Consider the following 25,853-nt stretch of genomic DNA (forward strand, 5'->3'; position numbering starts at 1 on the left):
GCCGCCGTCCTTCCCGAGGTCCAGAACAATCAGTTGCTGGCGAGGTGCGTCATCGGGTCGATCGGTGCGCCGCCCTTGCGGATCTCGAAGTGCAGCTGGGGCGAGGTGACGTTGCCCGAGGCGCCGGACTTGGCGATCGTCTGGCCCCGCTTCACCTTCTCGCCCGGCTTCACGTCGAGCTCGCCGTTATGGGCGTAGGCCGAGACGTAGCCGTTCTGGTGGCGCACCAGCACGAGCTTGCCGTAGCCCTTCACGTCCGAGCCCGCATAGGCGACCGTGCCGTCCTCGGCGGCCTTCACGGCGGTGCCCTCCGGGACCGCGATGTTGATGCCCTCGTTGCCGGACGTCCCGTAGCCCGAGATCACCCGGCCCTTGGCGGGCCAGCGGAAATTCTGGTCCGGCCCCGCCGGGGCGGCGGGCGCCTGGGCGACCGAGCCGGTGCTGGCGGGCTCCGCCTTCTCGGCGGGCTTGGCCGCGACCTTCTTCTCCGCCGCGGCGGCCTTGTCGGCGGCCAGCTTCTCGGCGGCGGCCTTGTCGGCCGCGGCCTTCGCGGCGTCCTTGGCGGCGTCCTTGGCCGACTTCGCCTCGGCGAGCTTCTTGGCCGCCTCCTTGGCGGCCTCCGCCTTGGCGAGCTTGGCCTCGGCCTCGGCCTTGCGGGCGGCCTCGGCCTTCGGATCGGCCTTCGCGTCCTTCGGCTCGACCTTGGCGGTCTGGCCGGGGCGGACGTGCTTCTTCTTCTCGGCCTCGAGCGCCGCGGCCTTCTGGGCGGCCTCCTTGGCGGCCTTGGCCTCGGCGAGTTTCTTCGAGGCCTCCTTGGCGGCTTCCCGCGACGCCTCGGCCTTGGCGGCGGCCTCGCGGGCGGCGGCCTCGCGCTTGGTCTCGGCGACGCGCTTCTGCTCGTCCTGGCGCTTGGCCTCGGCGGCCTTCAGGCGCTCGGCAGGCGCCGCCGGCACGGCGCGGGCGCTCATGGCGGGGGTGGCGGCCGGGTTCATGCCGGACGCGTTGTAGACCGGGATGACGATCTGGCGGCCGGGGGTGACCTGGCTGGCGCTGGTGAGGCCGTTGGCCGAGAGGATCGCCGAGGCCGGCACGCCGAAGCGGGTCGACATCTGATTGAGGCTGTCGTTCTGCGAGACCGTGATGGTGGTGCCGCCCGAGGCCGACCAGCCGGCCGCGCCCGTCGAGGCGACGCGGGTGGCGGGCGCCGCGGCAGCGGGCTTCATCGCGACCGGGGTGGGCGCCGGCAGGGCACGGGGCGTGATCGGGGCGGAGGGGGCGCCGAGCGCCTCCGACTGGATCCGGCCCGTGCGGATGGCGGGCGCCGGCGCGAGGTCGTTGTCCGGCAGGCTGCCGGTCGCGGAGGGCTCGCTCGTCCGGTTCGACGCGAAGGGATTGGTGAAGGGATCGCCGAGCCGCATCGTGTCCGACGAGCAGGCGGCGGCACCCCCGCCGATGATTCCGATGAGGGCGACGCGCGACAGCGTCCGCATCCCCCGTCCAGCCACGCGAACCCGCATCGACGCACCCGTTTGCCTGACGCAACTTGATGCGGCCATTCAAACCGGATTCAGGTTAAGCAACCGTTCCCGTAAACCATGCCGGGCGACGGTTCAGAGCTTTCCGAGGTCTTGACCCGGGTGGGGCGGGTTACCCTCTCCCCGCGCGGCGGGGAGAGGGGATCCAGCGGTGTCCGGCGTGACCGACCGGGAGCGTTCTAAAGCGCCAGCGCCCGTCCCGGCACCAGCCCCGCGAGGCGGGCCGGCGGGCCGGTCTCGCAGCCCTCCGGGGCGTGGCGGTAGAGCGTCAGCCGGCAGCCGCCCGGGGCGCCGAGACCCGCCACGAGGCGCCCGGCCGGCGCCAGCGCCGCGATCCAGCCCGGGTTGAGCGCGCCGACCGCGCCGTTCACCAGCACCCGGTCGTAGGGGCCCTCCCCCGCCTCGGCGAGGCCGTCCGCTTGGCGGACGGCGACCGGCGCATCCGGGCTAATCCGCCCGCGTGCCGCCTCTGCCAGCGCGGCGTAGCGCTCCAGGCTCGTCACCGCGGCGCCGAGTTCGGCGAGCAGCGCCGTGACGTAGCCGGAGCCGGTGCCGATCTCCAGCACGCGCTGGCCGGGCTCGACACTCAGCAGCGCCAGCATCCGGGCGACGGTGCCGGGCGCCGTCATCACGGCTCCGCAGGGCAGCGGCAGGGCGAGGTCGCGCCGGGCGAGGTCGGCGTGCTCGGGCGGCGCGAAGCGGGCGCGCGGCACCCGCTCCATCGCGCGCAGCACCGCCCGGTCGCGCAGGCCCCGCGCGCGCAGGGCCAGCACGAAGGCGGCATTGCCGATCGCCTCCTCGGCCGGACCGCCCGTGAGGCCGGGTTCGGCGCCGCTGTCGGGCCCCACCCGCGCTACTCGGCAAACGCCTGGGCGAAGCGGGTCAGCGTCGGCTCGTCGGTGAGGTCGAGGCGCAGAGGCGTCACCGAGATACGATGCTCGGCAATGGCCTTGAGATCGGAGCCGTTGCCCGGCTCGAACCGCGCCTTGGCGAAGGTGAGCCAGAAGTAGGGGTTGCCGCGGCCGTCCGTGCGGGCGTCGATCGCCAGCAGCGCCTGGTTGCGCTGGCCCTGCGCGGCCACCGCGATGCCCTGGACGGCGTCGGGCTCGCAATCAGGGAAGTTCACGTTGACGAGGATGCCGGGCTCGATGCCGGCGTCGAGGATCTTAGCGATCACCCGGGGCCCGTGCGTCCGGGCGCAGTCCCATTTCAGCGCGCCGCGCCCGCCCGGACCGTAGGCTTGGCTGAGCGCGATCGACTTGATGCCCAGGATCGTGCCCTCCATCGCGGCGGCGATCGTGCCCGAATAGGTCACGTCCTCGGCGACGTTCTGGCCGCGGTTGACCCCCGACAGGACGAGGTCCGGCGGATGGTCGCCGAGGATGTGGCGCACGCCCATGATCACGCAGTCGGAGGGCGTGCCCTTGATGGCGAAGCGCTGCTCCGAGACCTGCCGCAGGCGTAAGGGATCGTTGAGCGAGAGCGAGTGCGACACGCCCGACTGGTCGGTCTCGGGCGCCACCACCCAGACGTCGTCGGAGATCTCGCGGGCGATCGCTTCCAGCGTGGCGAGGCCCGGCGCGTGGATGCCGTCGTCGTTGGTGACGAGAATGCGCATCAGTTCGCGGGTCCCTCGATCCGGGTGAGGCCGCCCATATAGGGCTGCAGGCAGGACGGCACCGTGACGCTGCCGTCCGGATTCTGGTAGTTCTCCATCACGGCGATGAGCGCGCGGCCGACCGCGACGCCCGAGCCGTTGAGCGTGTGCAGGAACTGAACGCCCTTCTGCCCGCTCGGGCGGTAGCGCGCGTTCATCCGCCGCGCCTGGAAGTCGCCGCAGACCGAGCAGGAGGAGATCTCCCGATAGGTCTCCTGGCCCGGTACCCAGACCTCGATGTCGTAGGTCTTCTGGCTCGCAAAGCCCATGTCGCCCGTGCAGAGCGTCATCACCCGGTAGGTGAGATCGAGCTTCTTCAGCACCGCCTCCGCGCAGGCGAGCATGCGCTCGTGCTCCTCCGCCGACTTTTCCGGCGCGGTGATCGAGACGAGTTCGACCTTGTTGAACTGGTGCTGGCGCAGCATGCCGCGGGTGTCGCGGCCGGCCGCGCCGGCTTCCGCGCGGAAGCAGGGGGTCAGTGCGGTGAAGCGCAGCGGCAGCTCGTCCTCGGCCAGGATCGACTCGCGCACGAGGTTGGTCAGCGGGACCTCGGCCGTCGGGATCAACCAGAAATCGTCACCCGCCGCGAATTGGTCATCGCGGAACTTCGGCAGCTGCGCCGTGCCGAACATCGCCTCGTCGCGCACCAGCACCGGCGGCGCCACCTCCGTGTAGCCGTGCTCGCTCGTGTGCAGGTCCATCATGAACTGCCCGAGTGCCCGCTCCATCCGGGCGAGCTGACCCTTCAGCACGACGAAGCGCGAGCCGGAGATCTTCGCCGCCGCCTCGAAATCCATCAGCCGCATGGCCTCGCCGATCTCGAAGTGCTGGCGTCCGGCGGTGAGGCGCTCTCGGCCGGCCTCGTGGCGGCGGTACTCGACGTTGCCGTGCTCGTCGGCGCCCTCGGGCACGTCCGGCTTCGGGCGGTTCGGGATCGCCGCGAGGCGCTCGTCCAGGACCTTGCCGGCCTCGTTCTGCGCAGCCTCCAGCGCCGGCCCCTCCTCCTTGAGGCGGGCGACCTCGGCCATCAGCTCGGCCGCGCGGGCCTCGTCCTTCGCCTTCTTGGCGCCGCCGATCTCCTTGGCCAGCGCGTTGCGGCGCTCCTGGTTTGCCTGCGCCGCCGCGGTCGCGCCCTTGCGGGCGTCGTCGAGGGCTATCAGCTCGGCCGAGAGGGGCGCGAGGCCGCGGCGCTCGAGGTCGCGGTCGAAGGCGTCCGGGTTCTCGCGGATGGCGCGGATGTCGTGCATGGGCTGGCTCGGGCGATGACGCGCCCGCTTTGCCGCATCGGGCTCGGCACCACAAGGTTCGGAAAAGACGGCGAGCCGGCCTTGATCGGGGCGAGCCGTGCGGAAGGCGGCTCATCCCCTCACGGCAACTGCCGGCCAACGTCGTCCGGCCAGCAGCCCGCGGACGTGGGAGGAAAGCGGCGGGTCCCGCTGCTCAGGCCGCGAGCCGTTCCCGAATCTCGGTCTCGGCCGGGGCGTCCGCGCGGGCGGCCTCCTCGCGCAGGCGCTCCTGCTCCTCGCGAAAGCTCGCCAGGATCGCGCCCGGCAGCGCGTCCAGCACCGCGTCGAGGGCGTCGATGGAAGGGGAAGCGGCCGTCTCCGGGGCGTGCGGCACGGATGCCAGCATCGCACCCGGCACAGGCTCCGGAAGAGTCGCGACCGGGACGGGTGCCGGCGCTGTCCGCGCCGCCGTCCGTGCGGCGGCCTGGGCCGCCTCCCACGCCGCGCCCTCGTCGCGGCTCGCGCGGCGGGCGGCCTCGCGGGCGAGCGCCGCGTCGGCGATGGCGCGGGCGACCTCGCGGGCCTCGTCGCGGGCGGCTTCCGCCTCGAAGCGGGTGAGCAGCGCCATCACGGCCTGCATCTCGCCGAAGGGCATGTCCTCGCAGGCGGTGAGCGCCCGCTCGATCATCCGGCGCGACAGGCCGGCCCCGTGCGCCGCGGTCGCGCCGTCCTGCGCCTCGCGCCACGCGCCGAGCGCGGCGGCGATGGCGGGCAGAAGCGCCTCGGCGAGGCCGGCGCGGCGGTGCAGCTCGGCGACGCCGCGGGGCTCGCGCATCAGGGTCGCGACCCGGGCCGGTTCGAGCGCGGTGAGATCCGCGAAGGCGGCCTCCGCGAATGCGACCGCGCCGGAGAGGATCGCCCGCAGGATCAGGCCGGCGTTGAGCTGGCCGGTGGCGCGCAGGTGCCGCACGACGCGCGCGGTCGCGGCGGGGCCGGCCCCGGCGCAAAGGTCGAGCACGGCGCGCTCGCCGGCCTCCCGGCTCATCCGGGCGCCGCGCTCGGGGGTCAGCCAGCCGCAGCCGGTGACGAAGTGCTCCAGGTCGCGGGCGAGCCGCGCGCCGACCGCGTGGCGCACCTCGATCGGCAGGTCAGACCGGGCCAGCAGGGCTTCTCGGACCGCGGGCTCCGCGCCCTGGCGCTCGACCATGCGCAGCATCCGCCCGGTGGTGATGCGGGCGGTCGGGTTGCGGGCGAGCACCGCCAGCGTCTCCGGCCCGGCGATCTCGGCGAGCGCCCCGGCGACCGCGTGGGAGAGGTGATGGCGGGCGGCGATCGCGGCGCGCACGCTCTCGCAGCCCATCGCGGCGGCATCGACGAGGTCCGCGTCGGTGAGGACCGGCGAGCGGGCGAGCACGAGGCAGGCGACCTCCGTCTGGTCGCCCGCCAGCGCCACGATGAGCGGGCGCGGCGCCCGCGCGGAGGCGGCGCAGGCCTCGGCGAGCGCGCGCCGCACGATCGGGGCCGGGTCGTCGAGGAGCGCCAGGATCGCGGTCTTGGCCTCCCAGGCCGCCTCCGGCCCGAGATTGCCGTAGAGGAAGGCCCGGGCGAGCGCCGAGGCGGCCTCGGCCCGCTGGCCGGCGGACGTGTGCTGCGTGGAGGCCAGGAACTGTCGGATGATCATGGACCGCTCCGGGTGACGAAGAGCGAGGTCTGGAGGGGGGCCTGCGCGGCCGCGAGCGCGGCCGGGCGCCGCGGCGGCAGCGGCGGGTTGCGGATGACGGCGCCAGCCGGCGGCAGGGCGGCGATCGCGCCGGTGGTCGCGACGGTCTCCGCGCTCGCCTCGACCCGGACCACGTCCTCGCGCGGGTCGGAGCGCGGGAAGTAGCTCGGGGCAGGTCGCGCCGGCTCGGTCCCCGCGCCCTCGGCCCGGCCCTGCCAGAGCCGGCCGAGCCCTTGCGCCACCGGGCCGGTGCGGCGGTCGGTCTGGAACAGGCTGCGCAGGTCAGCACCCGCGGCGTAGGCCGAGGCCGCGTAGGAGGTGGTGGCCTGCGGCAGGCCGCTGGCCTGGGCCTGGATGCCGAGGTCGGCCACGCCCCGCGCGGCGGCCGAGAGGTTGGCATAGAGCTCGGAGACGCTGCGCGGGCGGCCTGCGCGGTCGTAGAACAGGGCCCGGTTGGCGGCGGCCGCCTCCGGCATGTCGAGGGCGGCGGCCCGGTCCGGCGTGTCCCGGGCGGCGCCGATCAGCGCGGCGGCGCCCCGCGCGCCCAGAACGTGGGCGACGTAGAGATCGCCCGGGGTCGGATCGCGCCCGAGCGCGGCGGCGAGCGCCTCGCCGTTCTTCTGGGTCAGCGCGCCCGCCAGCGTCGCCGAGATCTTCGGATCGCGCCGCAGATCCAGGATCTGCTGGCGCTGGGCCGGGTCCTCGACCGTGTAGCCGCCGTCGGCCCGGGCGGTGATGGCGTCGGCGTAGGCGGCGAGGCCGAGGCGGGGCCCGGCATTCTTCATCACGCCGAGCCAGGTCTGCTCGATGAACTGGAACAGGCCGGTGGCGCTCGACGTGCCGGCGCGGGCCCCGGGGTCGAGCGCGGATTCGCGCTGGGCGGTGGCGAGCAGGTAGTCGAAGCCCGCCCCGCTCGCCCGCGCACCCTCGCGGATCGCCTGCAGGACACCTGGATTGACGCCCGGATTGGCGCCCCGCGGCGCCGCCGGGGCGGGCTCGGGGGGGCTGGAGGGCGTGGTGAACAGGAACATCGGGCCCGCCGCGAGAGGATTCGCGCCGGTCCGGGAAGCCGCTGGCGCCGGGACGGCGCGCCGCCGTTCCCGTCCGGGATCCTGTTGCCGTCATGGTAAAGAAAGCTTGAAGTGCGGTCCCCAATCCCTAACCCTCGGGCGGCGATGCGCTGCACGCTCTCCCTCCGGCCGGACGACGATCCCCGCTCCTACGCCGTGCTCGACCGGACGCCCCGCGATCTCGGGGAGGCTCTGGACCCGACGCCCGCGGGCGTCCTGCTGACCGGCGCCGAGCACGGGCGCGACGTGGTGCGGCTCGGCGCGCTGCTCGCCGTGCACGAGGCGGAGACCGGCCTCACCCACGGGACGCTCCGGATCGTTCCTGTCCTGACGACGGCGCGCGGCGTGCTGCAGGCGGCGAGCTTCGCAGAGGCCGGCCCGCGCCTCGCGGCGCTCGGCCTCGACGCGGCCGCCCTGGACCAGGTGCTGGGGCCTGCGGAGCGCGCCGGGGCGCGGACCATGCTGGCGCTGGCCGCGGCGGCGGCGGGCGTGCCGCTCGTCGCTCTCGTCAGCGACGCGGCGGGCGCGCTCAGGGGCGCCTGAAATCCCCGCCGCCCTTCGGCCGGTTCATCTCGAACCGGTTCTCGGGGGTGATCCGGAAATAGTCGAAGTAGCCGCCGCGCAGGATCGGCTCCATCGCGGCCGTGTCCACGCGGCCGTCCGCCACGAAGCGGTCGTCGATGTAGATCGAGACCACCTGCCCGATCACCAGAAAGTTGGCGGGTTCGGACCCGTCGAGCGGGCGCAGCGGTACGGTCTGGAGCCAGCGGCACTCGATCGCCGCGGCGGCCTCCGCGACGCGGGGGGAGCGCACCTTCCGGGACGGGGCGGTGGCGAGCCCCGCGAAATCGAACTCGCTCTCGCCCCGGGGCAGCGGCGCCGAGGAGGCGTTCATCGCCTCGCGAAGGCCGTGGCTCGCGAGGTTGCAGACGAAGTCGCCGCCCGATTCCGCGAAGGTCAAGGCGTCCTTACGGCCTGTGGAGGAGAACGCCACCATGTCGTCCCCGACCGCGTTGAAGAACGAGTAGGGCGCGAGGTTGAGCCGCCCGTCGCGGTCCATCGCGCTGATCCAGCCGATCGGGCGGGGCGCGATGATCGCCTTGAGCGGGTTGTGCGGCAGGGTGCGGTTCTCGGAATCGTAGTCCATCGGAGAAACCTCAGAGCCGCGTGACGATCTCGGCCAGATCCGGCCGCGGCCGGTCGCTCGGGATCTCGGCCGGTCGGCCGATATGGATGAAGCCCGCCATGCGCTCGCTCGGCGCGAGGCCGAGCGCGTCGAGGGCGCGGCGGTCGTAGGCGAACCACTCGGTCAGCCAGGAGGTCGCGAAGCCCGCGGCGTTGGCCGCGACGATGAGGTTCATCGCCGCCGCGCCCGCCGAGAGCACCTGCTCCCACTCCGGGATCTTCACGTGCGGCCCGGCGCGGGAGACGACCCCGACCACCACCGGCGCGTGGGCGAGGCGCTTGCGCTCCTGCTCCAGCCGGCCGGCATCCGCGTTCGGGTTGTCGGCGGCGTGGATCGCTGCCAGCGTCTCGCCCACCCGGTGGCGGGCCTCGCCCTCGATCACGATGAAGCGCCAGGGCGCGAGCTTGCCGTGGTCCGGCACCCGGGAGGCGGCCGCCAGGATCGCGTCGAGTTCCTCGCGGCTCGGGCCGGGCGCCTCGAGGCGCGGCGGCGGCACGGAGCGGCGGGTGCGGAGAAGATCGAGGGTGGCGTTCATGGGGCGCGTCCCGTGGGCTGTCCGATCCGGGACTTGGCATGCGCGCCGGCCGGAGGGAAGCGGCGGGCGACGCCTTGCCGCCGCCACGGTCCCGCGCCAGAGAGCGGGTCACGACGACGGCTCGGGCAGGAGAGGCTGAGGATGCGCGCGCGGATCGGTGCAGGTTTGCGCGGGGCAGGTTTGCGCAGCGTCTGCCTGCTGGCGGCGCTCGCGCCCGCAGCGGCGGCGGCGCAGGACGCGTTCCCGAACCGCCTCGGCTCCGGCGTGCCGTCGCCCTCCATCACGGCCCCCTCCTTCCCGCCGGGCCCGGCAGAGGCGGAGGCGAGCCTTTCGCTCAGCGCGATCCTCGCCGGCATCGGCGAGCCGCTGCGGGCGGGGCTCGCGTGGCGCATCTACGACGATCGCGGCGACGGCAACCGGCCGAGCATCGTGGCCCGCTCGACCGACCCTGCGCCGAGTTTCCGCCTCGCGCCCGGCGCCTACGTCGCCACCGTGACCTACGGGTTCGCCAGCGCCTCGAAGCGCATCACCATGGCGGGCCAGCAGCAGACCGACACGCTGCGGGTGAGCGCGGGGGCGCTGAAGCTCTCGGGCGCGGTCGGCGACCAGCGGATCGCGCCCGCGCAGCTCGCCTTCTCGGTCTTCGTGCCGGTGGGGACCAACTCGGAGGGACGGCTGGTGCGCAGCGGCGTCAAGGCCGGGGAGCTGATCCGGCTGCCCGAGGGGACCTATCACGTGGTTTCGACCTACGGGGAATCGAACGCGATCCAGCGCGCCGACCTCAAGGTCGAGAACGGCAAGATCACCGACGCGACGCTCAACCACCGGGCCGCGACCGTGACGCTGAAGCTCGTGGCCGCGCCCGGGGCCGAGGCCTTCGCGGGCACGGCCTTCTCGGTGCTGACGCCCGGCGGCGACACGATCCGCGAGGCGATCGGCGCCTTCCCGCAGGTGACGCTGGCGGAGGGCGACTACGTGCTGATCGCCCGCCACGACGGGCAGGTCTACACCCGCGAGTTCAAGGTCGAGAGCGGCATGGACCGCGACATCGAGGTGGTGGCCAAGGGGGCGTGACATCGGGATTCCCGAAGGAATGCCGAGAGGATCTCACGCCTGCGGGAGAAGCAGGGCCCGCGTCCGGAACGCCGACCGTGCGCCGCGTCAGAAATCGACGGCGAGGCCCTTCACTTCCCAATCCTCGTAGCGCACCGGTTCGAGGCCGCCGCGGCCCTGGCGCTCGGGCTTGGCCGCGATCTCGGCCGCCCGGGCATCGATCGCGGCGCGGCGCGCGGCTGCCTCCGCGAGCGCGCGCTCGGCCGCGGGGCTCAGCGTGCGTGGGTTCGATTCGGCGGGTAACGGCGTTTCGTCTTGCATCGGGCTCGCTCGGATGGAAGGGCAGCGCACCGGCACCAAGCCGGCAGGTTCGGGATGACGAGACAAGTGGCATCACGGCAGACACCGCGCAACGGACGAGGCGGCCGCAGCGCATCCGGGCCGGCACAGCAGGATGGCGCGCCCGCCGAGGCGCCGCCGGAGGTCGCTGGGCTCGGCGCGCGCGCCGCCGCCCAACGGGCGGTGGCCGAGCTGATCGGGCAGAACCGGGCGCTCGCCCTGGAGGACGCCCTGGCCCAGGCCGCCCGCGGCCTGGAGCCCGCCGAGGCCGCTCTGGCGCGGGCCATCGCCACCGCCACCTTTCGCCGGTTCGGCCTGATCCGCGAGGCCTTGCGCGGCCGTCTCGACCAGGGCCTGCCAGAGGACCAGCCCCTGCTCCTGGCGCTGCTCGCGACCGGCGCCGCGCAGATCCTCGACCTCGCGGTGCCCGACCACGCCGCGGTCGATCTCGCGGTGCGCCTCGCCAAGGCGGACCGGCGGACCCAGCATCTCGGCGGCCTCGTGAACGCCGTGCTGCGCCGGGTCGCCCGCGAGCGCGACGCGATCCTGGCTGGCGGCGACCCGCTCGGCGACGGCGCGCCGGACTGGCTCGCCGCCCGCTGGCGCGCCGCCTACGGGCCGGACCGGGCGGAGGCGATCGGCAGAGCGCATCTGGCGGGCGCCACCGTCGACATCACCGTGAAGGCGGATCCCGAAGGTTGGGCCGGACGTCTCGGTGCCGTTTCGCTGCCGACCGGATCGCTGCGGCTGGCCGCGGGATCGGGCCCGATCGGCGCGCTCGACGGCTTCGAGGCGGGCGCGTGGTGGGTGCAGGACGCCGCCGCCGCACTCCCCGCAAAGCTCCTCGGCGCCAGGGCCGGCGAGCGGATCGCCGATCTCTGCGCCGCGCCCGGCGGCAAGACCGCGCAACTCGCCGCCGCGGGCGCCGCCGTCAGCGCCATCGACCGCTCCGCCCCGCGCCTGGAGCGCCTGCGCCGCAACCTGGAACGTCTCGGCCTCGCCGCGGAGGTGGTGGTCGGCGACGCGCTGGCGCTCGACCGGCCGGGGAGCTTCGACGCGGTGCTCCTCGACGCGCCGTGCTCGGCCACCGGCACGATCCGCCGCCATCCGGACGTGGCCTGGACCAAGCGGCCGGACGATATCGCCCGCCTCGCCGGCCTGCAGGCGCGGCTGCTCGACCACGCCGCGACGCTGCTGCGGCCGGGCGGGCGCCTCGTCTACTGCACCTGCTCGCTGGAACCGGAAGAGGGCGAGGCCCAGATCGCGGCCTTCCTGGACCGGAACGCGGATTTCGCGCGCGTGCCCGTAGGGCCCGATGAGGTCGGCGGCCTCGCCGAGATCATCGACCCCAACGGCGACCTGCGCACCCTGCCCTGCCATCTCGGGGGCGGCACGGACGCGCGCGGCGGGCTCGACGGCTTCTTCGTGAGCCGGCTCACCCGCCGGACGTGACCCGCGCCCGTTTCATCCCGGCGAAAATCGGTCTAAACGGCCGCTCCCGCGCCGCGGCGCGGGAGCCACCCCAATCCCCCGCTTACCTGCCGCGTTCGCAGGAGTGAGCCCGGAGCGACATGCGATGCCCACGCTGACATTCCCCGACGGCAACACGCGCGCCTACGACGCGGCCGTGACCGGCCGCGCGGTCGTGGAGGGCATCGCCAAGTCGCTGGCCAAGCGCACCGTCGCGATGGCGCTCGACGGCGTGGTGGCAGACCTCGACGACACGATCGACCGTGACGTCCGGATCGAGTTCCTCGACCGCACCGATCCCCGCGCCCTGGAGCTTATCCGGCACGATTGCGCCCACGTTCTGGCCGAGGCCGTGCAGGAACTCTGGCCCGGCACGCAGGTGACGATCGGTCCGGTCATCGAGAACGGGTTCTACTACGACTTCGCCCGGGACGAGCCCTTCACGCCGGAGGACTTCCCGAAGATCGAGGCCAAGATGCGCGAGATCATCGCGCGCGACGCGCCCTTCACCAAGGAGATCTGGACCCGCGACGACGTGCGCCGGCTCTTCGCCGACAAGGGCGAGGGCTACAAGGTCGAGCTGGTCGACGCGATCCCGGCCGGCGAGGATCTGAAGATCTACCGCCAGGGCCAGTGGTTCGACCTCTGCCGCGGCCCGCACATGACCTCGACCGGCAAGGTCGGCACCGCCTTCAAGCTGATGAAGGTCGCGGGTGCCTATTGGCGAGGCGACGCCAACAACCCGATGCTGACGCGCATCTACGGCACCGCCTGGGCCTCCCAGGCCGATCTCGACGCCTACCTGCACCGGCTGGAGGAGGCCGAGCGCCGCGACCACCGGCGCCTGGGCCGCGAGATGGACCTGTTCCACTTCCAGGAGGAGGGGCCGGGCGTCGTCTTCTGGCACGCCAAGGGCTGGACGATCTTCCAGGAATTGATCGCCTACATGCGCCGCCGCCTCAAGGGCGACTATGCCGAGGTGAACGCGCCCCAGATCCTCGACAAGGCGCTCTGGGAGACCTCGGGCCACTGGGGCTGGTACCGCGAGAACATGTTCGCGGCCCAGAGCGCGGGCGAGGAGGCCGAGGACAAGCGCTGGTTCGCTCTGAAACCCATGAACTGCCCGGGCCATGTGCAGATCTTCAAGCACGGGCTCAAATCCTACCGCGACCTGCCGCTGCGCATGGCCGAGTTCGGCGTGGTCCACCGCTACGAGCCGTCGGGCGCCATGCACGGGTTGATGCGCGTGCGCGGCTTCACCCAGGACGACGCGCACATCTTCTGCACCGAGGACCAGCTCGCCGCCGAGTGCCTGAAGATCAACGACCTGATCCTCTCGACCTACGCGGATTTCGGCTTCGACGAGATCCTGGTGAAGCTCTCCACGCGTCCCGAGAAGCGCGTCGGCTCCGACGCGCTCTGGGACCACGCGGAATCCGTGATGACGCGCGTGCTGGCCCAGATCGAGGAGCAGTCGGGCGGCCGGATCAAGACCGCGGTCAACCCCGGCGAGGGCGCCTTCTACGGGCCGAAATTCGAGTACGTGCTGCGCGACGCGATCGGCCGCGACTGGCAGTGCGGCACGACGCAGGTGGACTTCAACCTGCCCGAGCGCTTCGGCGCCTTCTACGTCGACGCCGACAGCCAGAAGAAGCCCCCGGTGATGGTCCACCGCGCGATCTGCGGCTCGATGGAGCGCTTCACCGGCATCCTGATCGAGCACTTCGCCGGCCACTTCCCGCTCTGGCTCGCCCCGACCCAGATCGTGGTGGCGACGATCACCGGCGATGCGGACGACTACGCCCGCGAGGTCGTGCGAACGCTGGAGCGCGCGGGGCTCCGGGTCGAGGCCGACCTGCGCAACGAGAAGATCAACTACAAGGTCCGCGAGCACTCGCTCGCCAAGGTGCCGGTCATCCTGGCGCTGGGCCGCCGCGAGGCCGAGGAGCGCACCGTCTCGATTCGCCGGCTCGGCAGCCAGGGCACGAAGACCCTGCCGCTCGCCGAGGCCGTGGCCGCCTTCGTGGACGAGGCGACCGCGCCCGACATCCGCCGGGCCGAGGCCGTGGCCGAGACCCGGCCGAGCGCCGACGTCGCCCTCGACGGCCATCACGTGGTCGAGCCGGCGCCGTAGGCCGGGGCGGGCTGTCGCGCCGCCTCGCCCGCGGCTCTGACCACGACCAATGAAGCGCCACCCTTTCTCTGACACTCCCTCCGAGAAAGGGCGGCGTCTTCAGCGCACTGAACTCCGCCTCCGGGAGACTGAACTCAACATCTCACCGCGCCATAGCCCGCTCCAGCACCGCGAACACCCGCGGGTCCGTGCACTGGGCGACGTTGAAGCGGAGATAGTCCTTCGCGCCCTGGCCGACGCTGAAGACGTTGCCGGGTGCCAGCACCACCCGCTCGGCCAGCGCCCGGCGCGAGACCTCGGCCGCGTCGAGCCCGTCCGGCAGGCGCGCCCAGACGAACATGCCGGCCCCCGGCACGAACGGCACGGTGATCCCGAGCGCGGCGAGCCGCCGGATCGCGCGCCCGCGCGCCTGCGCCAGCCGCGCGCGCATCGCCTCGAGGTCGTGGCGGTAGCGGGCATCGGTGACCGCCCGGTGCACGATCGTGGAGGCGAGGTGCGGGTTGCCGAGGGTCAAGGCGGTCTTCAGATCGAGGAAGCGCTCAACCCAATCCTGCCGGAGCGCGACGTAGCCGATGCGGCTGGCGGAGGAGAGCGTCTTCGAGAAGCCGCCGATCTGGATCACCCGCTCCAGCCCGTCGAAGCCCGCCAGCCGCGCGGCCGGCTCGACCTCGAAATCGGCGTAGATGTCGTCCTCCACCACCAGCGTGTCGTGCGCCTCCGCCAAGCGCAGCAGCCGGTGCACGATCGCGGGTCCGAGCGAGGCGCCCGTCGGGTTATGGAGCGTCGAGTTGGTCAGGTAGAAGCGCGGTCGGTGCGTGCGGAGCGCCGCCTCGAAGGCCGCGAGGTCCGGCCCCTGCGGCCCGAAGGGCACGCCGACCATCTTGACCCGCTGCGCGCGCAGCAGGGCCTGGAAGTTGAAGTAGCAGGGATCGTCCACCAGCACGGTGTCGCCCGGCTCGATCAGGAGGCGGCAGAGCAGGTCGAGGGACTGCGTCGCCGAGTCGGTGAGGACGATCTGGTCCGGGTGGGCCGCGATGCCGCGCTCCCCCATCCGGCGGGCGATGTGCTCGCGCAGGGGCGTCAGGCCGTGCGGCTGGTCGTACCCCGTCAGCGCCGGTCCGCCCTCGCGCGCGACGCGGCGTAGGGCCCGGCGCAGCGCCTCCTCGGGCAGCCAGTCCGGCGGAAGCCAGCCGCAGCCGGGCTTCAGCACGTCCGGATAGGTCTCGAAGGATTGCCGGCTGATCCAGAGCGGATCGACCGCCCGGTCGAGGCGGGGACCCGCGGAGGCGAGGCAGAAGGGCTCGGGCCGCCCCGCCACGTAGAAGCCCGAGCCCGGCCGCGAGACGATGGCGCCCTGCGCCGCCAACCGGTCGTAGGCCTCGACCACGGTCGATTTCGAGACGCCCAGGCTCTCCGCGAAGGCGCGCACGGAGGGCAGCCGGGCTCCCGGCGCGAGATGGCGCCCGCCGATGCGGGCCTCGATCGCCGCCATCACGGCCTCGACCCGGGTGAGACCCGGCGCGAGATCCGGTTCCAGGGCTCCGTACGCCATCCCGATCCTCGATCGTACTGCCCGCCGTACCGGACAGTTTGGACGGATCGTACCGAACCCGTCCCTGTCGCGGAACCCGGAATCGCTGCATCCAGCCCTCGAAGGCGAGGATTTTGAACCCGAGGAGGACAGGATGGGAGCGACGAGCGGAGACCGGCACGACGCCCAGCGGATCGGCCGGCAGTTCCTGGATCTGGCGATGCTGGTGGCCGGCGGGATCGGGCTCGCCCTGCCGCTGATCTGGCCGCTCGGCTGAGCCATGGCGAACCCGATCCTCGCCGCGCCGGTCTCGGCGCGGCCCGTGCCGGCCGCCGGAGCACTGCGCGACGGGCTCGTGGGCGTCGCGATCTTCGGCGGGACGCTCACGGCGACCCGCCTTGCGCTCGCCTCCTTCGAGCCGGTCGCCCTCACCCTCATCCGGGCGGCGCTGGCCGGGCTCGCGGCCGGTGCGGTGCTGGCCGCGCTCCGCCAGCCGACCCCACGCCGTGCCGACCTCGCGGCGCTCGCCGTCGTCAGCTTCGGCGTGGTGCTGGGCTTCCCGCTCTTCACGGCCTTCGCGCTCGGCCAGATCGGGGCCGGGCGGGCGAGCGTGTTCGTGGGCCTCTTGCCGCTCGCCACTTCCATCTTCGGCGCGTTGCGGGCGGGCGAGCGGCCGTCCCGGGCCTTCTGGCTGCTCTCGGGCCTCGGCAGCGCGGTCACGGCCGCCTTCGCGGCGCGCGGGGCTGGGCCGGGCTCGCTCCTCGGCGACGGGCTGATGCTCGCCGCGATCCTCGTCTGCGGTCTCGGCTACGCCGAGGGCGCGCGCCTCGCCCGGCGCCTCGGCGGCTGGCAGGTCGTGGCCTGGGCGACCGTTCTGGCCCTGCCCGCGACGCTGCCCGCTGCGCTCTGGCTGATCCCCGAGCATGCGCGAGCCGTGACGCCCGCCGCGCTGGCCGGGCTCGCCTACGTGGCGGCACTCAGCTCGCTCGTCGGCTTCGTGTTCTGGTACCGGGCTCTGGCGCGGGGCGGGATCGCGGTGACGGGCCAGCTGCAGCTGCTGCAGCCCTTCCTGGGGATGGCGCTCGCCGCGCTCGTGCTCGGCGAGGCGATCGACCCGCTGATGCCGCTCGTCGCGGCCGCGGTGGCGGCCTGCGCGGCGGGGGCGCGGCGCCTCGCCTGAGGCGCGAGCTTCCTCGCCGCACTGCGGTACGATCGGGCTAATCCCGGATTGGAACTCCCAAAACCGGCTCGCGCACGGTCCTATCGCGTCGTCCGGCCCCGCATCTGGGGCCGGACGGCGCAGCGCTCGGGCAGAACCCGACCCTGCGCCGGGCGTGCGCGCGAGGTCGGGATGAACTGGGTTCCGGAGCAGCCGAACAGGAACGGGAGCCTGTCGCTGCAGGCGCATTACGAGGCCCGCAACCTCGGCATCCTCACGGCGATCTGGCGGCGCCGCCGCGCGATCGGGATCCTGCTGGCCCTCGCCTTCGTGGGGGCCGGCGCCGTCTGCCTGACCCTGCGCGACCGCTACACCGCCGAGGCCATCCTGCAGGTCGATCTCGGGCGCCCGGTCTCGGTGCCGGTCGGCCAGGCCGGCCAGACCGCCGCCCCCGATACCGGCGCGATCGTCGAGAGCGAGGCCCGGGTGATCCGCTCGCGCGCGGTCGCCCGCCGGGTCGTTGCGGATCTCGGCCTCGCGGACGAGCTCGGATCCCGGGGCGGCGCCCTCCTCGACCGCCTCGCCTTCTGGCGGGCCCACGCGCCGGCCGGTCCGGATCCCGCCGCCGCCGAGCGCGCCGCCTTGGCGCTCGCCTCCGGCCTCACCGTCACCAACGACAGCCGGTCCTACCTGATCACCGTCGGCTACACGGCGACCGACCCCGCCCGCGCGGCCCGGATCGCGAACGCCTTCGTCGACGCCTACCTGAGCAACCGCCTGGAGATGGGCGTCGCCAACGCCGAACGCGCCGGCACCTGGCTCGACGGGCAGATCACGGCGAGCCGCGCGGACCTGGAGGCGGCCGAGAAGGCCATCGAGGGATTCCGGCAGCGCACCGGCCTGGTCGAGGGCGGCACGGCGAGCGTGAGCCTGCCCCAGCAGGCCCTGCGCGATGCCAGCGTGCAGCTCGCCGCGGCGGGACAGGCCCGCACGGCCGCCGAGACGCGCCTCGGCCGGGCGCAGGAGATCTTCCGCTCCGGCGGCGTGCCCTCGGCCCAGGATCTGGCCGGCGCGCCGGTGATCCAGCGCATGCTGGAGAACGTCGAGGCGGCCAAGCGCGAGGTCGCCGCGCAGCTCCTCACCGGGCCGCGCCACCCGCGCTACCTCCAGGCCAAGGCCGCGCTGGAAGATGCCGAGCAGCGCCTGCGCGAGGAGGTCGACCGAGCGGTCGACAATCTGAAGAGCGAGGTCCGCACGGCCGCAGGCGAGGAGGAGGCCGTCGCCGCCCGTGTGGCGGGGCTGAAGGCCGAGGTGATCGAGGCGATGGGTGCGGAGGCGCGCCTGCGCGGACTCCAGGCCAACGCGACCGCGATCCGCGAGCGCCTGAAGACCCTCGGCGACGCCCACGCCCAGGCGCTGGCGCTCGCGGCGATGAAGTCCTCGACCGCCCAGGTGGTGATGCGGGCGCAGAGCCCGGTCGCGCCCTCGGGCCCGCTGCGCGCCCTCTATATCGGCCTCGCGGTGGCGGGCGCCGGGGCGCTCGGCGTCGGCTACGCCCTGCTGATGGGGCGGCGCGACACCGGGTTCCGCTCCGGCGGCGAGCTTGCCGAGGACACGGCCCTGCGCTGCCTCGGCATGGTGCCGGACATCTCGACCGCCTCGGGCGCGGGCGAGGTGCGGATGTTCGACGAGGCGATCCGCATGGTGGCCGCCTCGCTCGGCTGGCCCCGGGCCGCCGGCGCGCCGCGGGTCCTGCTCGTCACCTCATCGGTGCCGGACGAGGGCAAGTCGCTGCTCTGCATGGCCCTTGCCAAGCTGCTCGCAGCTCGCGGCACCCGCATCCTCGTGATCGACGCGACCGGCGCGCGGCCGGCCAGCCCGGCGAGCCGGATGCCGGCGCTGGAGGACGTCGTGCTCGGCGACCAGGCGGCCTTCCTGGCGCGCGCACAGGACCGCGCCGTCACACTGCTGCACGGGCGGGGCCGGGCGACCGCGCAGGACTTCTACCTCTCGCCCGCCTTCGAGACCTTCATGGAGGGCGCGCGCGCGTCCTTCGACCTCGTGCTGATCGAGGCGCCGCCCGCGATGCTGGTGCTCGACTTCGTGCCGCTCGCGCACGTCGCCGACGCGGCGATCCTGGCGGTGCGCTGGGCCTCGACCCCGCGCAAGACGGTGCTGGCGACCCTGCAGCGGCTCCAGGATCTCTCGGTGCGGGTGCGGGGCCTCGTGCTGACCCGGGTCGATCTCGATCAGCACCGGCACGAGCCCTTCGCCGACGCGTGCTCTCACTACCACCGGTATCGGAGCTTCTTCGAGAGCGCGGGCGCTGCGCGCGCGGCCGAGTCTCCGGCGGGCGCGGCGGCGGCGCGAGCCGGGCTGCCGCGCCCCGGCGAGCCCGGATCCGCCGAGGCCGATCCCGGCGCCACCGAGCGCGCCGAGCCGAGGTCGCTTGATCCCAAGCCCGCCGCGCCCGCCCCCGCGCCCTGAGCCCGGCCCAGCGCGGCTGACCTTCCGCAACCCAAGGAGCGACCCCGATGAGGATCATGGTGATCGGCGGCAACGGATTCGTCGGCCGGCCGCTGACGCGGATGCTCGCGGACGGGCACGAGGTCTGCGTGCTCGACGCGATGCGCTACGGGCCGCCGCGCTTTCCGCCGGAGGAACTCGCCCGCCTCCTCATGATCCAGGCCGACATCACCGATCCCAAGCAGGTCGAGGCGGTGATGCGGACCTTCGTGCCGGAGGCGGTGATCCACCTGGCGGCGATCCACTATATCCCGGAATGCGACCAGGATCCGGTGCTTGCCGCGCGCACCAACGTCGCCGGCACGGTGAACCTCCTCGCCGCCTGCCCGCCCGGCTGCCGCTTCGTCTTCGCGAGCAGCGGCGCGGTCTACGCGCCGGAGGCTCGGGCCCACCGGGAGGACACCTCCCCGATCCAGCCCAGCGACATCTACGGCTTCACCAAGCTCCACGGCGAGCACTACGTCCGCCACATGGCGCGCCAGCGCGGCCTTGCGGCGGTGGTGGTGCGGCTGTTCAACGTGATCGGGCCGGGGGAGACGAACCCGCACCTCCTGCCCGAGATTCTGGCACAGCTCCTCGCGGGCCACAGGCGGATCAGCCTCGGCAACCTCACGGCGCGGCGGGACTACATCCACGTGGACGACGCGGCCCGCGGCTTCCGGGCGGCGGCGCTCGCGGGCGCGGTGGCCCCCGGCGAGACCGTCACGGTCAATCTCGGCACGGGCCAGGCCTACGCGGTGGGTGAGATCCTGGCGCGCCTGCGCCGGATTGGCGGGGCGGATTTCACGGTCGAGACAGACCCGGCCCGGCTGCGCGCCGTCGACCGGCCGGTGCTCGCCGCCGACATCGGGCGCATCCGCGAGCTATTCGGCTGGCGTCCCCGGCACACGATCGACACCGCGCTCGCCGACCTCTGGGAGCGGCCCGATCTGCCGCACCACCTGACCGCGAAGTACCGGCCCGCCCCGGCGCCCCGCTCCGCGGAGGTGAGCCCGCCCGCCGAGATGCTGCGGCCCGCCTCCTGAGCGACACCCCGCGGATTCCCTCTCCCCGACGACACCGGAAGGTCCAGAACGACCATGTCCACGCCTTTTTCCACGCCCGTCGCCAACCCCGGTGCCCGCCTCGCCATCATCGGCTGCGGCGCCGTGGTGGACCATCACCTCCTGCCCGCGCTGAAGCGCCAGGGCTGGGCTCCGAGCGTCCTGATTGACCGCTCGCCCGAGCGGCTCGCCCTGCTGGCGGGCCGCGCCGGGCGGCGCCGAGCCGACATCGTCACGGCCGCCGACTGGCGGGACGTCGCCGACCGCTTCGACGCAGCGCTGGTGGCGACGCCGCACACCACCCACGGCCCGATCGGGCTGGCCCTGCTGGAGGCCGGCAAGCACGTCTTCATGGAGAAGCCGCTCGCCACGACCGGCGCGGAGGGCGAGGCGATGATCGCGGCCGCCGGGCGGCTGGGCCTCGTCCTCGCGGTCGGCCTGCTGCGGCGCAACCTCGCGATCGCGGACTGGACCAGGGCGCTCATCGCGTCCGGCACGATCGGCACGATCCGGCGGGTCGACGCACGCGAGGGCTTCGTCTTCAACTGGGCCACGAGTTCGGACGCGCTGCTCCGCCGCGACCTCTCGGGCGGCGGCGTGCTGATGGACACGGGCGCCCACACCCTCGACATCCTGGGCCACTGGCTCGGCACGATGGAGCCGGTGCGCTACCGCGACGACGGCGCCAGCGGCGTCGAGGCCGATTGCGTGGCCGAGTTCGCGCTCGACGGCGGCGGCGAGGTCCGGGTCGAGCTGAGCCGGACCCGCAACCTCGCCAACACCGCCCGGATCGAGGGAACGCACGGCCATGTCGAGGTCGCGCTCTACCGCAACGAGGTGGTGGCGGGTTCTCCCAACGCGCTGGCCTTCACCCATGCGGGCGTGAGCGGGACCACGATGAAGCCGCAGCTCTTCCCCGCCCTCTTCGACGCCGAGATGCGCGATTTCCGCGACGCGGTCGCGCAGGGCCGCCCCCCGGCGGTCGGCGGGGCCGAGGGCCTCGCCTCGGTGCGGCGGATCGAGCGCTGCTACGCCCTGCGCGAGCCGCTGGAGCAGCCCTGGGACGCCGCCCACGCGGCGCTCGCCGACGGTCTGCCGCCCGGTGCCCGCGCGGTGGTGACGGGGGCCAGCGGCTTCATCGGCGGCCGGCTGGTCGAGTGGCTGCTGCGGGCCGGGGTCGACGTCACCTGCATCATCCGCGAGATCGGCAGCGCCACGCGCCTCGCCCGCCTGCCCGTACGGCTGGTCAAGGCGGATCTGACCGACCCCGCCGCGATCGGCGCGGCGCTTGCCGGCGCCGACACGGTGTTCCACTGCGCCTACGATCCGCGCTCGCGGCGGCAGAATCTCGAGGGCGCGCGCGTGCTCATCGAGGCCGCCGCCGAGGCCAAGGTGCGCCGGCTCGTCCATGTCAGCACCTTCTCGGTCTACGAGCCCTTCCCGCCGACGCCGCTCACCGAGGAGACACGCGACGGCGATCGCGCCTGGATCTACGTGAAGGACAAGCTCGACATCGAGGGCCAGATGCTCGCCGCGGCCCGCGATGGGCGCGTTCCCGCGACCGTGGTGCAGCCGACCATCGTCTACGGCCCCTTCTGCAAGCCCTGGACGAACGCCCCGGCCGAGGAGCTGATCCATGGCGAGGTGGTGCTGCCGGACGGCGGCGCAGGCCGCTGCAGCGCGGTGTTCGTGGACGACCTCGTGGACGGCATGCTGCTCGCCGCCACGCGGGACGCGGCGGTCGGCGAGCGCTTCATCCTGTCGGGACCCGACACGGTGAGCTGGGGCACGTTCTTCGGCGAGTTCGCCCGCGCGCTCGGCGTGCCAGGTCCGACATCGTGGCCGCTGGCCGAGGTCTCGAAGCAGAACCAGGGCTTCGTGCGCGACGTGAAGCTCGTCCTGCGCAACCCCAAGCGCATCGTCCAGATCATCGTGCGCTGGCCCCCGGCCCGCTCGGCCCTCCAGGCGGGCCTCGACGCCCTGCCGAAGCCCCTGCGGGCGCTGGTCGACCGCTACTATTTCGGCGGCGGCGGCCCGGTCTTCGGCGCGCTCATCGTGCCGGACCCGCAGAAGGCCGCCCTCTACACCACGCGGGCGACCGCCGAGATCGGCAAGGCGCGCCGGATGCTCGGCTACGCGCCGCGCTTCGCCTTCGCGGACGGGATGCGCGAGACGAAGCCCTACCTCGTCTGGGCCTATGCCGACCTCGTGCGGGCCGCCCGGCGCGCGCGGGGAACCTCCGCGCCGCCCGCCGCGCCGGTGGGAACGCCGGTCGCGGACGCGCGCTGACGCACGCGGGCGGCGTCCGGCCGATCACCGCCGAGACCGTGCATCCCCCTCTCCCCGCACGCGGGGAGAGGGGCGAGGCCCCCCTCGTCGGGGGCGAGCCGAGCGTTAGCGAGGGTGAGGGGGCGGCTCGGAAAGAGGCTTCTCTGTTCAAGCGCCCTCACCCTCGCCTGCCGGCTCGCTCCGGCGATGACGAGGTCGCCGGAGCCCTCCCCCCGCCTGGCGGGGAGAGGGGGAGCGCGTGCTCTTTCGACCCGTATGACCGGAATCGTCATCCCCGATGCCACGTGGCCCCCGGGATCCAGCCCTACCGAACCTTCAGGACGAGACCATGCGGTGGTCGTGGAAGCCAGGCTCAGCCGCGGCGCCTCGGGACGGAGGCGCCCTCGGGCGCCGGATCGGCGGCCATGCCGCGCGCCTCGCCCTGCCGCTGATCGACCAGGGCATCGCCAGCGTCGGCACCTTCGGGCTGACGATTCTGCTGGCGCGCGCGCTCCCGCCCGCGGAGTACGGGATTTTCGCCCTGTTGCTCGGCGGGCTGATGATCCTGCACATGGTCACGTCCTCGCTGGTGTTCTACCCGCTCTCGGTCCGGGCCGGCGCGGTCGGGCCGCAGGAGAGCGCCGGCCTGATGCGGGCGAGCCTCGACCTCCTCGGCCTGCTCTTCCTGCCGGCCGGGGCGCTGCTCGCGCTCGCGGCGCTCGCCGCCGGCCGGGCCGATCTGGCCCTGCCCGCCCTCGCTTATTTCCTGCTCTGGCAGATCCAGGAGGCATTCCGGCGCTACCTCTTCGCCGAGCTGCGCTTCGCCGCGGCGATTCCCGGCGACGCGGTGAGCTATCTGGGACAGGTGGCGCTCGTGCTTTGGCTCGGGTGGAGCGGGCATCTGACGCTCGCCAGCGCGCTCTGCGCGATGGCGCTCACCTCCGGGCTCGGCGCCCTGCTCCAGGCCGGGCACGCCGGGCTCGGATCACGCACGGGGCCCGCGCCGCGCCTGCACGCGATCCTCGGCGATTTCTGGCGCCTGGGCAGCTGGTCCCTCGCCAACAACATGCTGGGCACGCTCCGCGGCCAGGTGCTGTTCTGGCTACTCGCCGCGCTCTCGGGTGCGGCACTGACGGCCCAGCTCCAGGCGAGCCATAACCTCGTGAACCTGATGAACCCGCTGGTGATCGGGCTGTGCAACATCATCCCGCAGACCGCCGCGCGGGCCCATGCCCGGGGCAAGGAGGAGGCTTGGCGCGCGGCCCGGCCCTTCGCGCTCTCCGGCGCGCCGGTGGCCCTCCTGTTCTTCTGCGTGCTGTTCGCGGCGCCGGAGCCGGTGCTGCGCCTCGTCTACGGGCCGGCCTCGCCGTATCTCGGATTGGCCGGGCCGGTGCGTCTGCTGGCGATCGCCGCGATCGCCGCCTACGCCACCGACATGGTGTGCTCCTACTTTCACGGCGTGGAGGCCGCGCGCCAAGCCCTCGTGGTGAACGCCGCCGGCACCCTCGCGACCTTCGCCGCCGCCGCGCCGCTCACGCTGTGGCTCGGGCTCAATGGCGCCTGCGCGGCCCTGGTCCTTGCGAGCCTCGTGCGGCTACTCCTTTCCCAACTCCTGCTGCGCCGCCTCATCGCCGCCGACCCGCCGAGGCCGGTGGCGGCGGAGTGAGGCCGATCCGAGGCATTCACAAAGCTGTCCCGGGCCTCCGCCAGCGGAGGCGGGGCGGTCGCCGCTGACAGCCAACGGTTATGGACCAGCGCCGAACCGCACGGCGCCCTCTGTCCATACAGAGCGGGGCTGGGATGGGGGCACAGACGGTGCAGGATTGAGCACGCCATCGAGGCGCGCTCAGCGCCAACCCTTCTCGGTTACGTCAGACACCTCACCCCGCCCTCTCCCTACAAGAGAGGGGACCCGCGCCCCGTGCGGGATCCGCGTTGCCCGATCGACGATCCTGCCCAATCGCCATACGCGACGGGCCTGCCCGCAAAGGGGGGGAAAGCTGGCGTCGACGCGTGTTCGTCTGAATTGAACACGCGAGGGCCTGCCCCCGGCGAGACCGTCAGGCCGGATCGCCGATCGCGTCCACGAGGCCCGCCCGGTAGATCATGCTGGCCCCGATCCCGAGTCCGACCACGGACCAGAACCAGATCCCCGACATCGGTCCTTCCAGCGCCACGTCGAAAGAGGCGTTCACCAGGATACCGGCGCCGTAGCAGGTGATCCAGACGAAGACCGCAGCCCAGCGTCCGTGGCCGGCTTGCCGCGCCAGCAGCAGGCTGTGCAGGAGCATGCCGAACCACGCGCCGAGCAGCGCGATCCAGAGCGCGAGGCCCGGCACACCCGCCCGCGCCAGCACCGTCATGTGGCCGTTGTGAGGGCTGCGCAGCGTCGCCTCCTGGGTGACGAAGTGATGGTAGCCGTCCTCCATCGCGAGGTTCACCCCGAAGCCCTTGCCGCTCCAGAAATAGGGGCCGTGCAGGGTGTAGTCCCGGATCGTGCGCCACCAGCGCAGGCGGAACTCCTTGGTGCCCTCGAAATTAGCCGCCTCGCTGGCGCCGAAGACGCTGCTGATGCCCTCGACGATCTGCATGGCGCCGACCTCCCGGTCGCCCGGCATCATCACGCGCAGGTCCGCCAGCGCGGCCCCCGCCAGGAGCGAGAGCCCGATCAGGGCGGCCGGCGCGAAGCGCCGGAATTGCCGTCCCAGCACGACCCCGAGCAGGATCGGCACGAGGCAGGCGAGCGTCGCGGCCCGGCTCACCGTCACCACGGCCATGTTGATGCACAGGACGAAGCACCAGAGCGCGTTCACGCGGCGGAGGCCGAGCAGCACGAAGACAGCCGCACCGCCGAGGTGGAACGCCGCCTCGCCCGCCCGCACGTAGGGCAACTGGATCTGCGTGCCGGGGATGCGGAGGCTGTCGGCCATCGTGACCGTGGTGGCGAACAGGAACCCGCCGATCAGCCCGTACAGGAAGGCGAAACCCGCATACGCCCTTAGGATCCAGCCGAGGCGCGCGGGCTTCTCGAGCAGCAGCGCGACCACCACGAAGGCGAACAGCCCGTAGACGACGATCACGCTGTCGCGCACCGCGTCCACGCCGTAGGCGCCGATGAACGGCACCGTCCGGACCAGCACCCAGACGATCAGCACGGCTAGCAGCAGGCTCGTGGGCGTGGCCAGCATCGCGAACCAGCAGCGCGTCCGCATCAGCGCGAGGAGGCCGAGGCCGAGGGTCAACTCGCCGACGTAGAGCGGCGCGACGCCCAGCACCGCGAAGCCCTTGCCGAAGACCGCGTAGCCGACGAGCGCGCAGGCGAGGCACCGCAGGTAGAGGTCGTTCGGGTCCCGCGCTGCCGCGGGCATGGTGACGGCGCGCGCCTGCATGGCATCCTCCCC

At 73.5% G+C, this 25,853-nt stretch carries 21 protein-coding genes; 10 read left to right on the forward strand and 11 right to left on the reverse strand.

Annotation, left to right across the window (positions count from 1 at the left end; translation table 11 throughout):
- Positions 1-29 precede the first annotated feature (29 nt).
- The 6 genes from DK427_RS22695 to DK427_RS22720 form a co-directional block, all read right to left on the reverse strand.
- On the reverse strand, positions 30-1,517 hold the full coding sequence (locus DK427_RS22695; RefSeq protein ID WP_109953356.1) for a peptidoglycan DD-metalloendopeptidase family protein: 1,488 nt from the start codon (positions 1,515-1,517) through the stop codon (positions 30-32).
- A 197-nt stretch (positions 1,518-1,714) separates the two neighbouring features.
- Positions 1,715-2,383 (reverse strand): protein-L-isoaspartate O-methyltransferase family protein, encoded by a 669-nt coding sequence (locus DK427_RS22700; protein WP_109953357.1) that lies wholly within the window; start codon positions 2,381-2,383, stop codon positions 1,715-1,717.
- Between the two features lie 5 nt (positions 2,384-2,388).
- The gene (gene surE / locus DK427_RS22705; protein ID WP_109953358.1) at positions 2,389-3,153 is read right to left on the reverse strand and encodes a 5'/3'-nucleotidase SurE; all 765 of its coding nucleotides are present in this window, start codon (positions 3,151-3,153) and stop codon (positions 2,389-2,391) included.
- The gene (serS, locus tag DK427_RS22710; RefSeq protein ID WP_109953359.1) at positions 3,153-4,439 is read right to left on the reverse strand and encodes a serine--tRNA ligase; all 1,287 of its coding nucleotides are present in this window, start codon (positions 4,437-4,439) and stop codon (positions 3,153-3,155) included. Before serS ends, surE begins: the two co-directional genes overlap by 1 nt.
- Before the next feature lie 193 nt (positions 4,440-4,632).
- Positions 4,633-6,099 (reverse strand): DUF2336 domain-containing protein, encoded by a 1,467-nt coding sequence (locus tag DK427_RS22715; RefSeq protein WP_109953360.1) that lies wholly within the window; start codon positions 6,097-6,099, stop codon positions 4,633-4,635.
- Positions 6,096-7,169 carry a lysozyme family protein gene (locus DK427_RS22720; RefSeq protein ID WP_109953361.1) on the reverse strand — a complete coding sequence of 358 codons (1,074 nt, stop codon included), beginning with the start codon at positions 7,167-7,169 and terminating at the stop codon, positions 6,096-6,098. The genes DK427_RS22715 and DK427_RS22720 overlap by 4 nt, the downstream gene beginning before the upstream one ends.
- A 144-nt stretch (positions 7,170-7,313) precedes the next feature.
- Here DK427_RS22720 and DK427_RS22725 point away from each other — a divergent pair, with 144 nt between their 5' ends.
- Positions 7,314-7,751 carry a hypothetical protein gene (locus DK427_RS22725; protein ID WP_109953362.1) on the forward strand — a complete coding sequence of 146 codons (438 nt, stop codon included), beginning with the start codon at positions 7,314-7,316 and terminating at the stop codon, positions 7,749-7,751.
- On the opposite strand, the gene DK427_RS22730 is transcribed toward DK427_RS22725, so the two are convergent.
- Complete coding sequence (locus DK427_RS22730) at positions 7,738-8,355, reverse strand: flavin reductase family protein (protein ID WP_109953363.1); 618 nt, start codon at positions 8,353-8,355, stop codon at positions 7,738-7,740. The two genes, DK427_RS22725 and DK427_RS22730, sit on opposite strands and share 14 nt — an antisense overlap.
- 10 nt (positions 8,356-8,365) lie before the next feature.
- A complete protein-coding gene (locus DK427_RS22735) occupies positions 8,366-8,929 on the reverse strand; it encodes a nitroreductase family protein (protein ID WP_109953364.1) in 564 nt (187 codons plus the stop codon).
- A 141-nt stretch (positions 8,930-9,070) separates the two neighbouring features.
- Between DK427_RS22735 and DK427_RS22740 the strand changes: the two genes are divergently transcribed.
- Positions 9,071-10,003 carry a hypothetical protein gene (locus DK427_RS22740; protein ID WP_109953365.1) on the forward strand — a complete coding sequence of 311 codons (933 nt, stop codon included), beginning with the start codon at positions 9,071-9,073 and terminating at the stop codon, positions 10,001-10,003.
- An 87-nt stretch (positions 10,004-10,090) separates the two neighbouring features.
- Here the strand turns inward: DK427_RS22740 and DK427_RS22745 are convergent, their stop codons facing one another.
- The gene (locus DK427_RS22745) at positions 10,091-10,303 is read right to left on the reverse strand and encodes a DUF1674 domain-containing protein (RefSeq protein ID WP_109953366.1); all 213 of its coding nucleotides are present in this window, start codon (positions 10,301-10,303) and stop codon (positions 10,091-10,093) included.
- A 66-nt stretch (positions 10,304-10,369) separates the two neighbouring features.
- On the opposite strand from DK427_RS22745, the gene DK427_RS22750 reads away from it, so the two are divergent.
- A complete protein-coding gene (locus tag DK427_RS22750; protein ID WP_281276965.1) occupies positions 10,370-11,773 on the forward strand; it encodes an RsmB/NOP family class I SAM-dependent RNA methyltransferase in 1,404 nt (467 codons plus the stop codon).
- Positions 11,774-11,897: 124 nt separating this feature from the next.
- Positions 11,898-13,925, forward strand: a complete 2,028-nt coding sequence (thrS, locus tag DK427_RS22755) for a threonine--tRNA ligase (protein ID WP_109953368.1) — start codon at positions 11,898-11,900, stop codon at positions 13,923-13,925.
- 142 nt (positions 13,926-14,067) lie between these two features.
- Here thrS and DK427_RS22760 read toward each other — a convergent pair whose 3' ends face one another.
- Entirely contained in the window at positions 14,068-15,477 is a 1,410-nt protein-coding gene (locus DK427_RS22760; RefSeq protein WP_425452494.1) for an aminotransferase-like domain-containing protein, read from the reverse strand.
- Positions 15,478-15,610: 133 nt separating this feature from the next.
- Here DK427_RS22760 and DK427_RS27435 point away from each other — a divergent pair, with 133 nt between their 5' ends.
- From DK427_RS27435 to DK427_RS22785, 6 genes are all read left to right on the forward strand, one after another.
- Entirely contained in the window at positions 15,611-15,733 is a 123-nt protein-coding gene (locus DK427_RS27435; RefSeq protein WP_281276966.1) for a hypothetical protein, read from the forward strand.
- A 3-nt stretch (positions 15,734-15,736) separates the two neighbouring features.
- Complete coding sequence (locus DK427_RS22765; RefSeq protein WP_109953369.1) at positions 15,737-16,636, forward strand: DMT family transporter; 900 nt, start codon at positions 15,737-15,739, stop codon at positions 16,634-16,636.
- 171 nt (positions 16,637-16,807) lie between these two features.
- The gene (locus DK427_RS22770) at positions 16,808-19,102 is read left to right on the forward strand and encodes a GumC family protein (protein WP_109953370.1); all 2,295 of its coding nucleotides are present in this window, start codon (positions 16,808-16,810) and stop codon (positions 19,100-19,102) included.
- 47 nt (positions 19,103-19,149) lie between these two features.
- A complete protein-coding gene (locus tag DK427_RS22775; protein ID WP_109953371.1) occupies positions 19,150-20,166 on the forward strand; it encodes an NAD-dependent epimerase/dehydratase family protein in 1,017 nt (338 codons plus the stop codon).
- A 54-nt stretch (positions 20,167-20,220) separates the two neighbouring features.
- A complete protein-coding gene (locus tag DK427_RS22780; RefSeq protein WP_109953372.1) occupies positions 20,221-22,473 on the forward strand; it encodes an NAD-dependent epimerase/dehydratase family protein in 2,253 nt (750 codons plus the stop codon).
- A gap of 328 nt (positions 22,474-22,801) precedes the next feature.
- Positions 22,802-24,118, forward strand: coding sequence for a lipopolysaccharide biosynthesis protein (locus DK427_RS22785; RefSeq protein ID WP_109953373.1), 1,317 nt, complete (start codon positions 22,802-22,804; stop codon positions 24,116-24,118).
- 394 nt (positions 24,119-24,512) lie between these two features.
- Here DK427_RS22785 and DK427_RS22790 read toward each other — a convergent pair whose 3' ends face one another.
- Positions 24,513-25,841, reverse strand: a complete 1,329-nt coding sequence (locus DK427_RS22790; protein ID WP_162559878.1) for an O-antigen ligase family protein — start codon at positions 25,839-25,841, stop codon at positions 24,513-24,515.
- Positions 25,842-25,853 lie beyond the last annotated feature (12 nt).

This window comes from Methylobacterium radiodurans, assembly GCF_003173735.1.
Taxonomy (GTDB): Bacteria; Pseudomonadota; Alphaproteobacteria; order Rhizobiales; family Beijerinckiaceae; genus Methylobacterium; species Methylobacterium radiodurans.

What these genes read in the sequence shown, in the direction of transcription:
- DK427_RS22770 (WP_109953370.1), top strand. Translation starts at nt 16,808, where the DNA reads ATGAACTGGGTTCCGGAGCAGCCGAACAGGAACGGGAGCCTGTCGCTG.
- DK427_RS22740 (WP_109953365.1), top strand. Translation starts at nt 9,071, where the DNA reads ATGCGCGCGCGGATCGGTGCAGGTTTGCGCGGGGCAGGTTTGCGCAGC.
- thrS (WP_109953368.1), top strand. Translation starts at nt 11,898, where the DNA reads ATGCCCACGCTGACATTCCCCGACGGCAACACGCGCGCCTACGACGCG.
- DK427_RS22695 (WP_109953356.1), bottom strand. Translation starts at nt 1,517, where the DNA reads ATGCGGGTTCGCGTGGCTGGACGGGGGATGCGGACGCTGTCGCGCGTC.
- DK427_RS22745 (WP_109953366.1), bottom strand. Translation starts at nt 10,303, where the DNA reads ATGCAAGACGAAACGCCGTTACCCGCCGAATCGAACCCACGCACGCTG.
- DK427_RS22720 (WP_109953361.1), bottom strand. Translation starts at nt 7,169, where the DNA reads ATGTTCCTGTTCACCACGCCCTCCAGCCCCCCCGAGCCCGCCCCGGCG.
- DK427_RS22715 (WP_109953360.1), bottom strand. Translation starts at nt 6,099, where the DNA reads ATGATCATCCGACAGTTCCTGGCCTCCACGCAGCACACGTCCGCCGGC.
- DK427_RS22790 (WP_162559878.1), bottom strand. Translation starts at nt 25,841, where the DNA reads ATGCAGGCGCGCGCCGTCACCATGCCCGCGGCAGCGCGGGACCCGAAC.
- DK427_RS22735 (WP_109953364.1), bottom strand. Translation starts at nt 8,929, where the DNA reads ATGAACGCCACCCTCGATCTTCTCCGCACCCGCCGCTCCGTGCCGCCG.
- DK427_RS22760 (WP_425452494.1), bottom strand. Translation starts at nt 15,477, where the DNA reads ATGGCGTACGGAGCCCTGGAACCGGATCTCGCGCCGGGTCTCACCCGG.
- DK427_RS27435 (WP_281276966.1), top strand. Translation starts at nt 15,611, where the DNA reads ATGGGAGCGACGAGCGGAGACCGGCACGACGCCCAGCGGATCGGCCGG.
- DK427_RS22725 (WP_109953362.1), top strand. Translation starts at nt 7,314, where the DNA reads ATGCGCTGCACGCTCTCCCTCCGGCCGGACGACGATCCCCGCTCCTAC.
- DK427_RS22780 (WP_109953372.1), top strand. Translation starts at nt 20,221, where the DNA reads ATGTCCACGCCTTTTTCCACGCCCGTCGCCAACCCCGGTGCCCGCCTC.
- DK427_RS22785 (WP_109953373.1), top strand. Translation starts at nt 22,802, where the DNA reads ATGCGGTGGTCGTGGAAGCCAGGCTCAGCCGCGGCGCCTCGGGACGGA.
- DK427_RS22730 (WP_109953363.1), bottom strand. Translation starts at nt 8,355, where the DNA reads ATGGACTACGATTCCGAGAACCGCACCCTGCCGCACAACCCGCTCAAG.
- serS (WP_109953359.1), bottom strand. Translation starts at nt 4,439, where the DNA reads ATGCACGACATCCGCGCCATCCGCGAGAACCCGGACGCCTTCGACCGC.
- surE (WP_109953358.1), bottom strand. Translation starts at nt 3,153, where the DNA reads ATGCGCATTCTCGTCACCAACGACGACGGCATCCACGCGCCGGGCCTC.
- DK427_RS22775 (WP_109953371.1), top strand. Translation starts at nt 19,150, where the DNA reads ATGAGGATCATGGTGATCGGCGGCAACGGATTCGTCGGCCGGCCGCTG.
- DK427_RS22765 (WP_109953369.1), top strand. Translation starts at nt 15,737, where the DNA reads ATGGCGAACCCGATCCTCGCCGCGCCGGTCTCGGCGCGGCCCGTGCCG.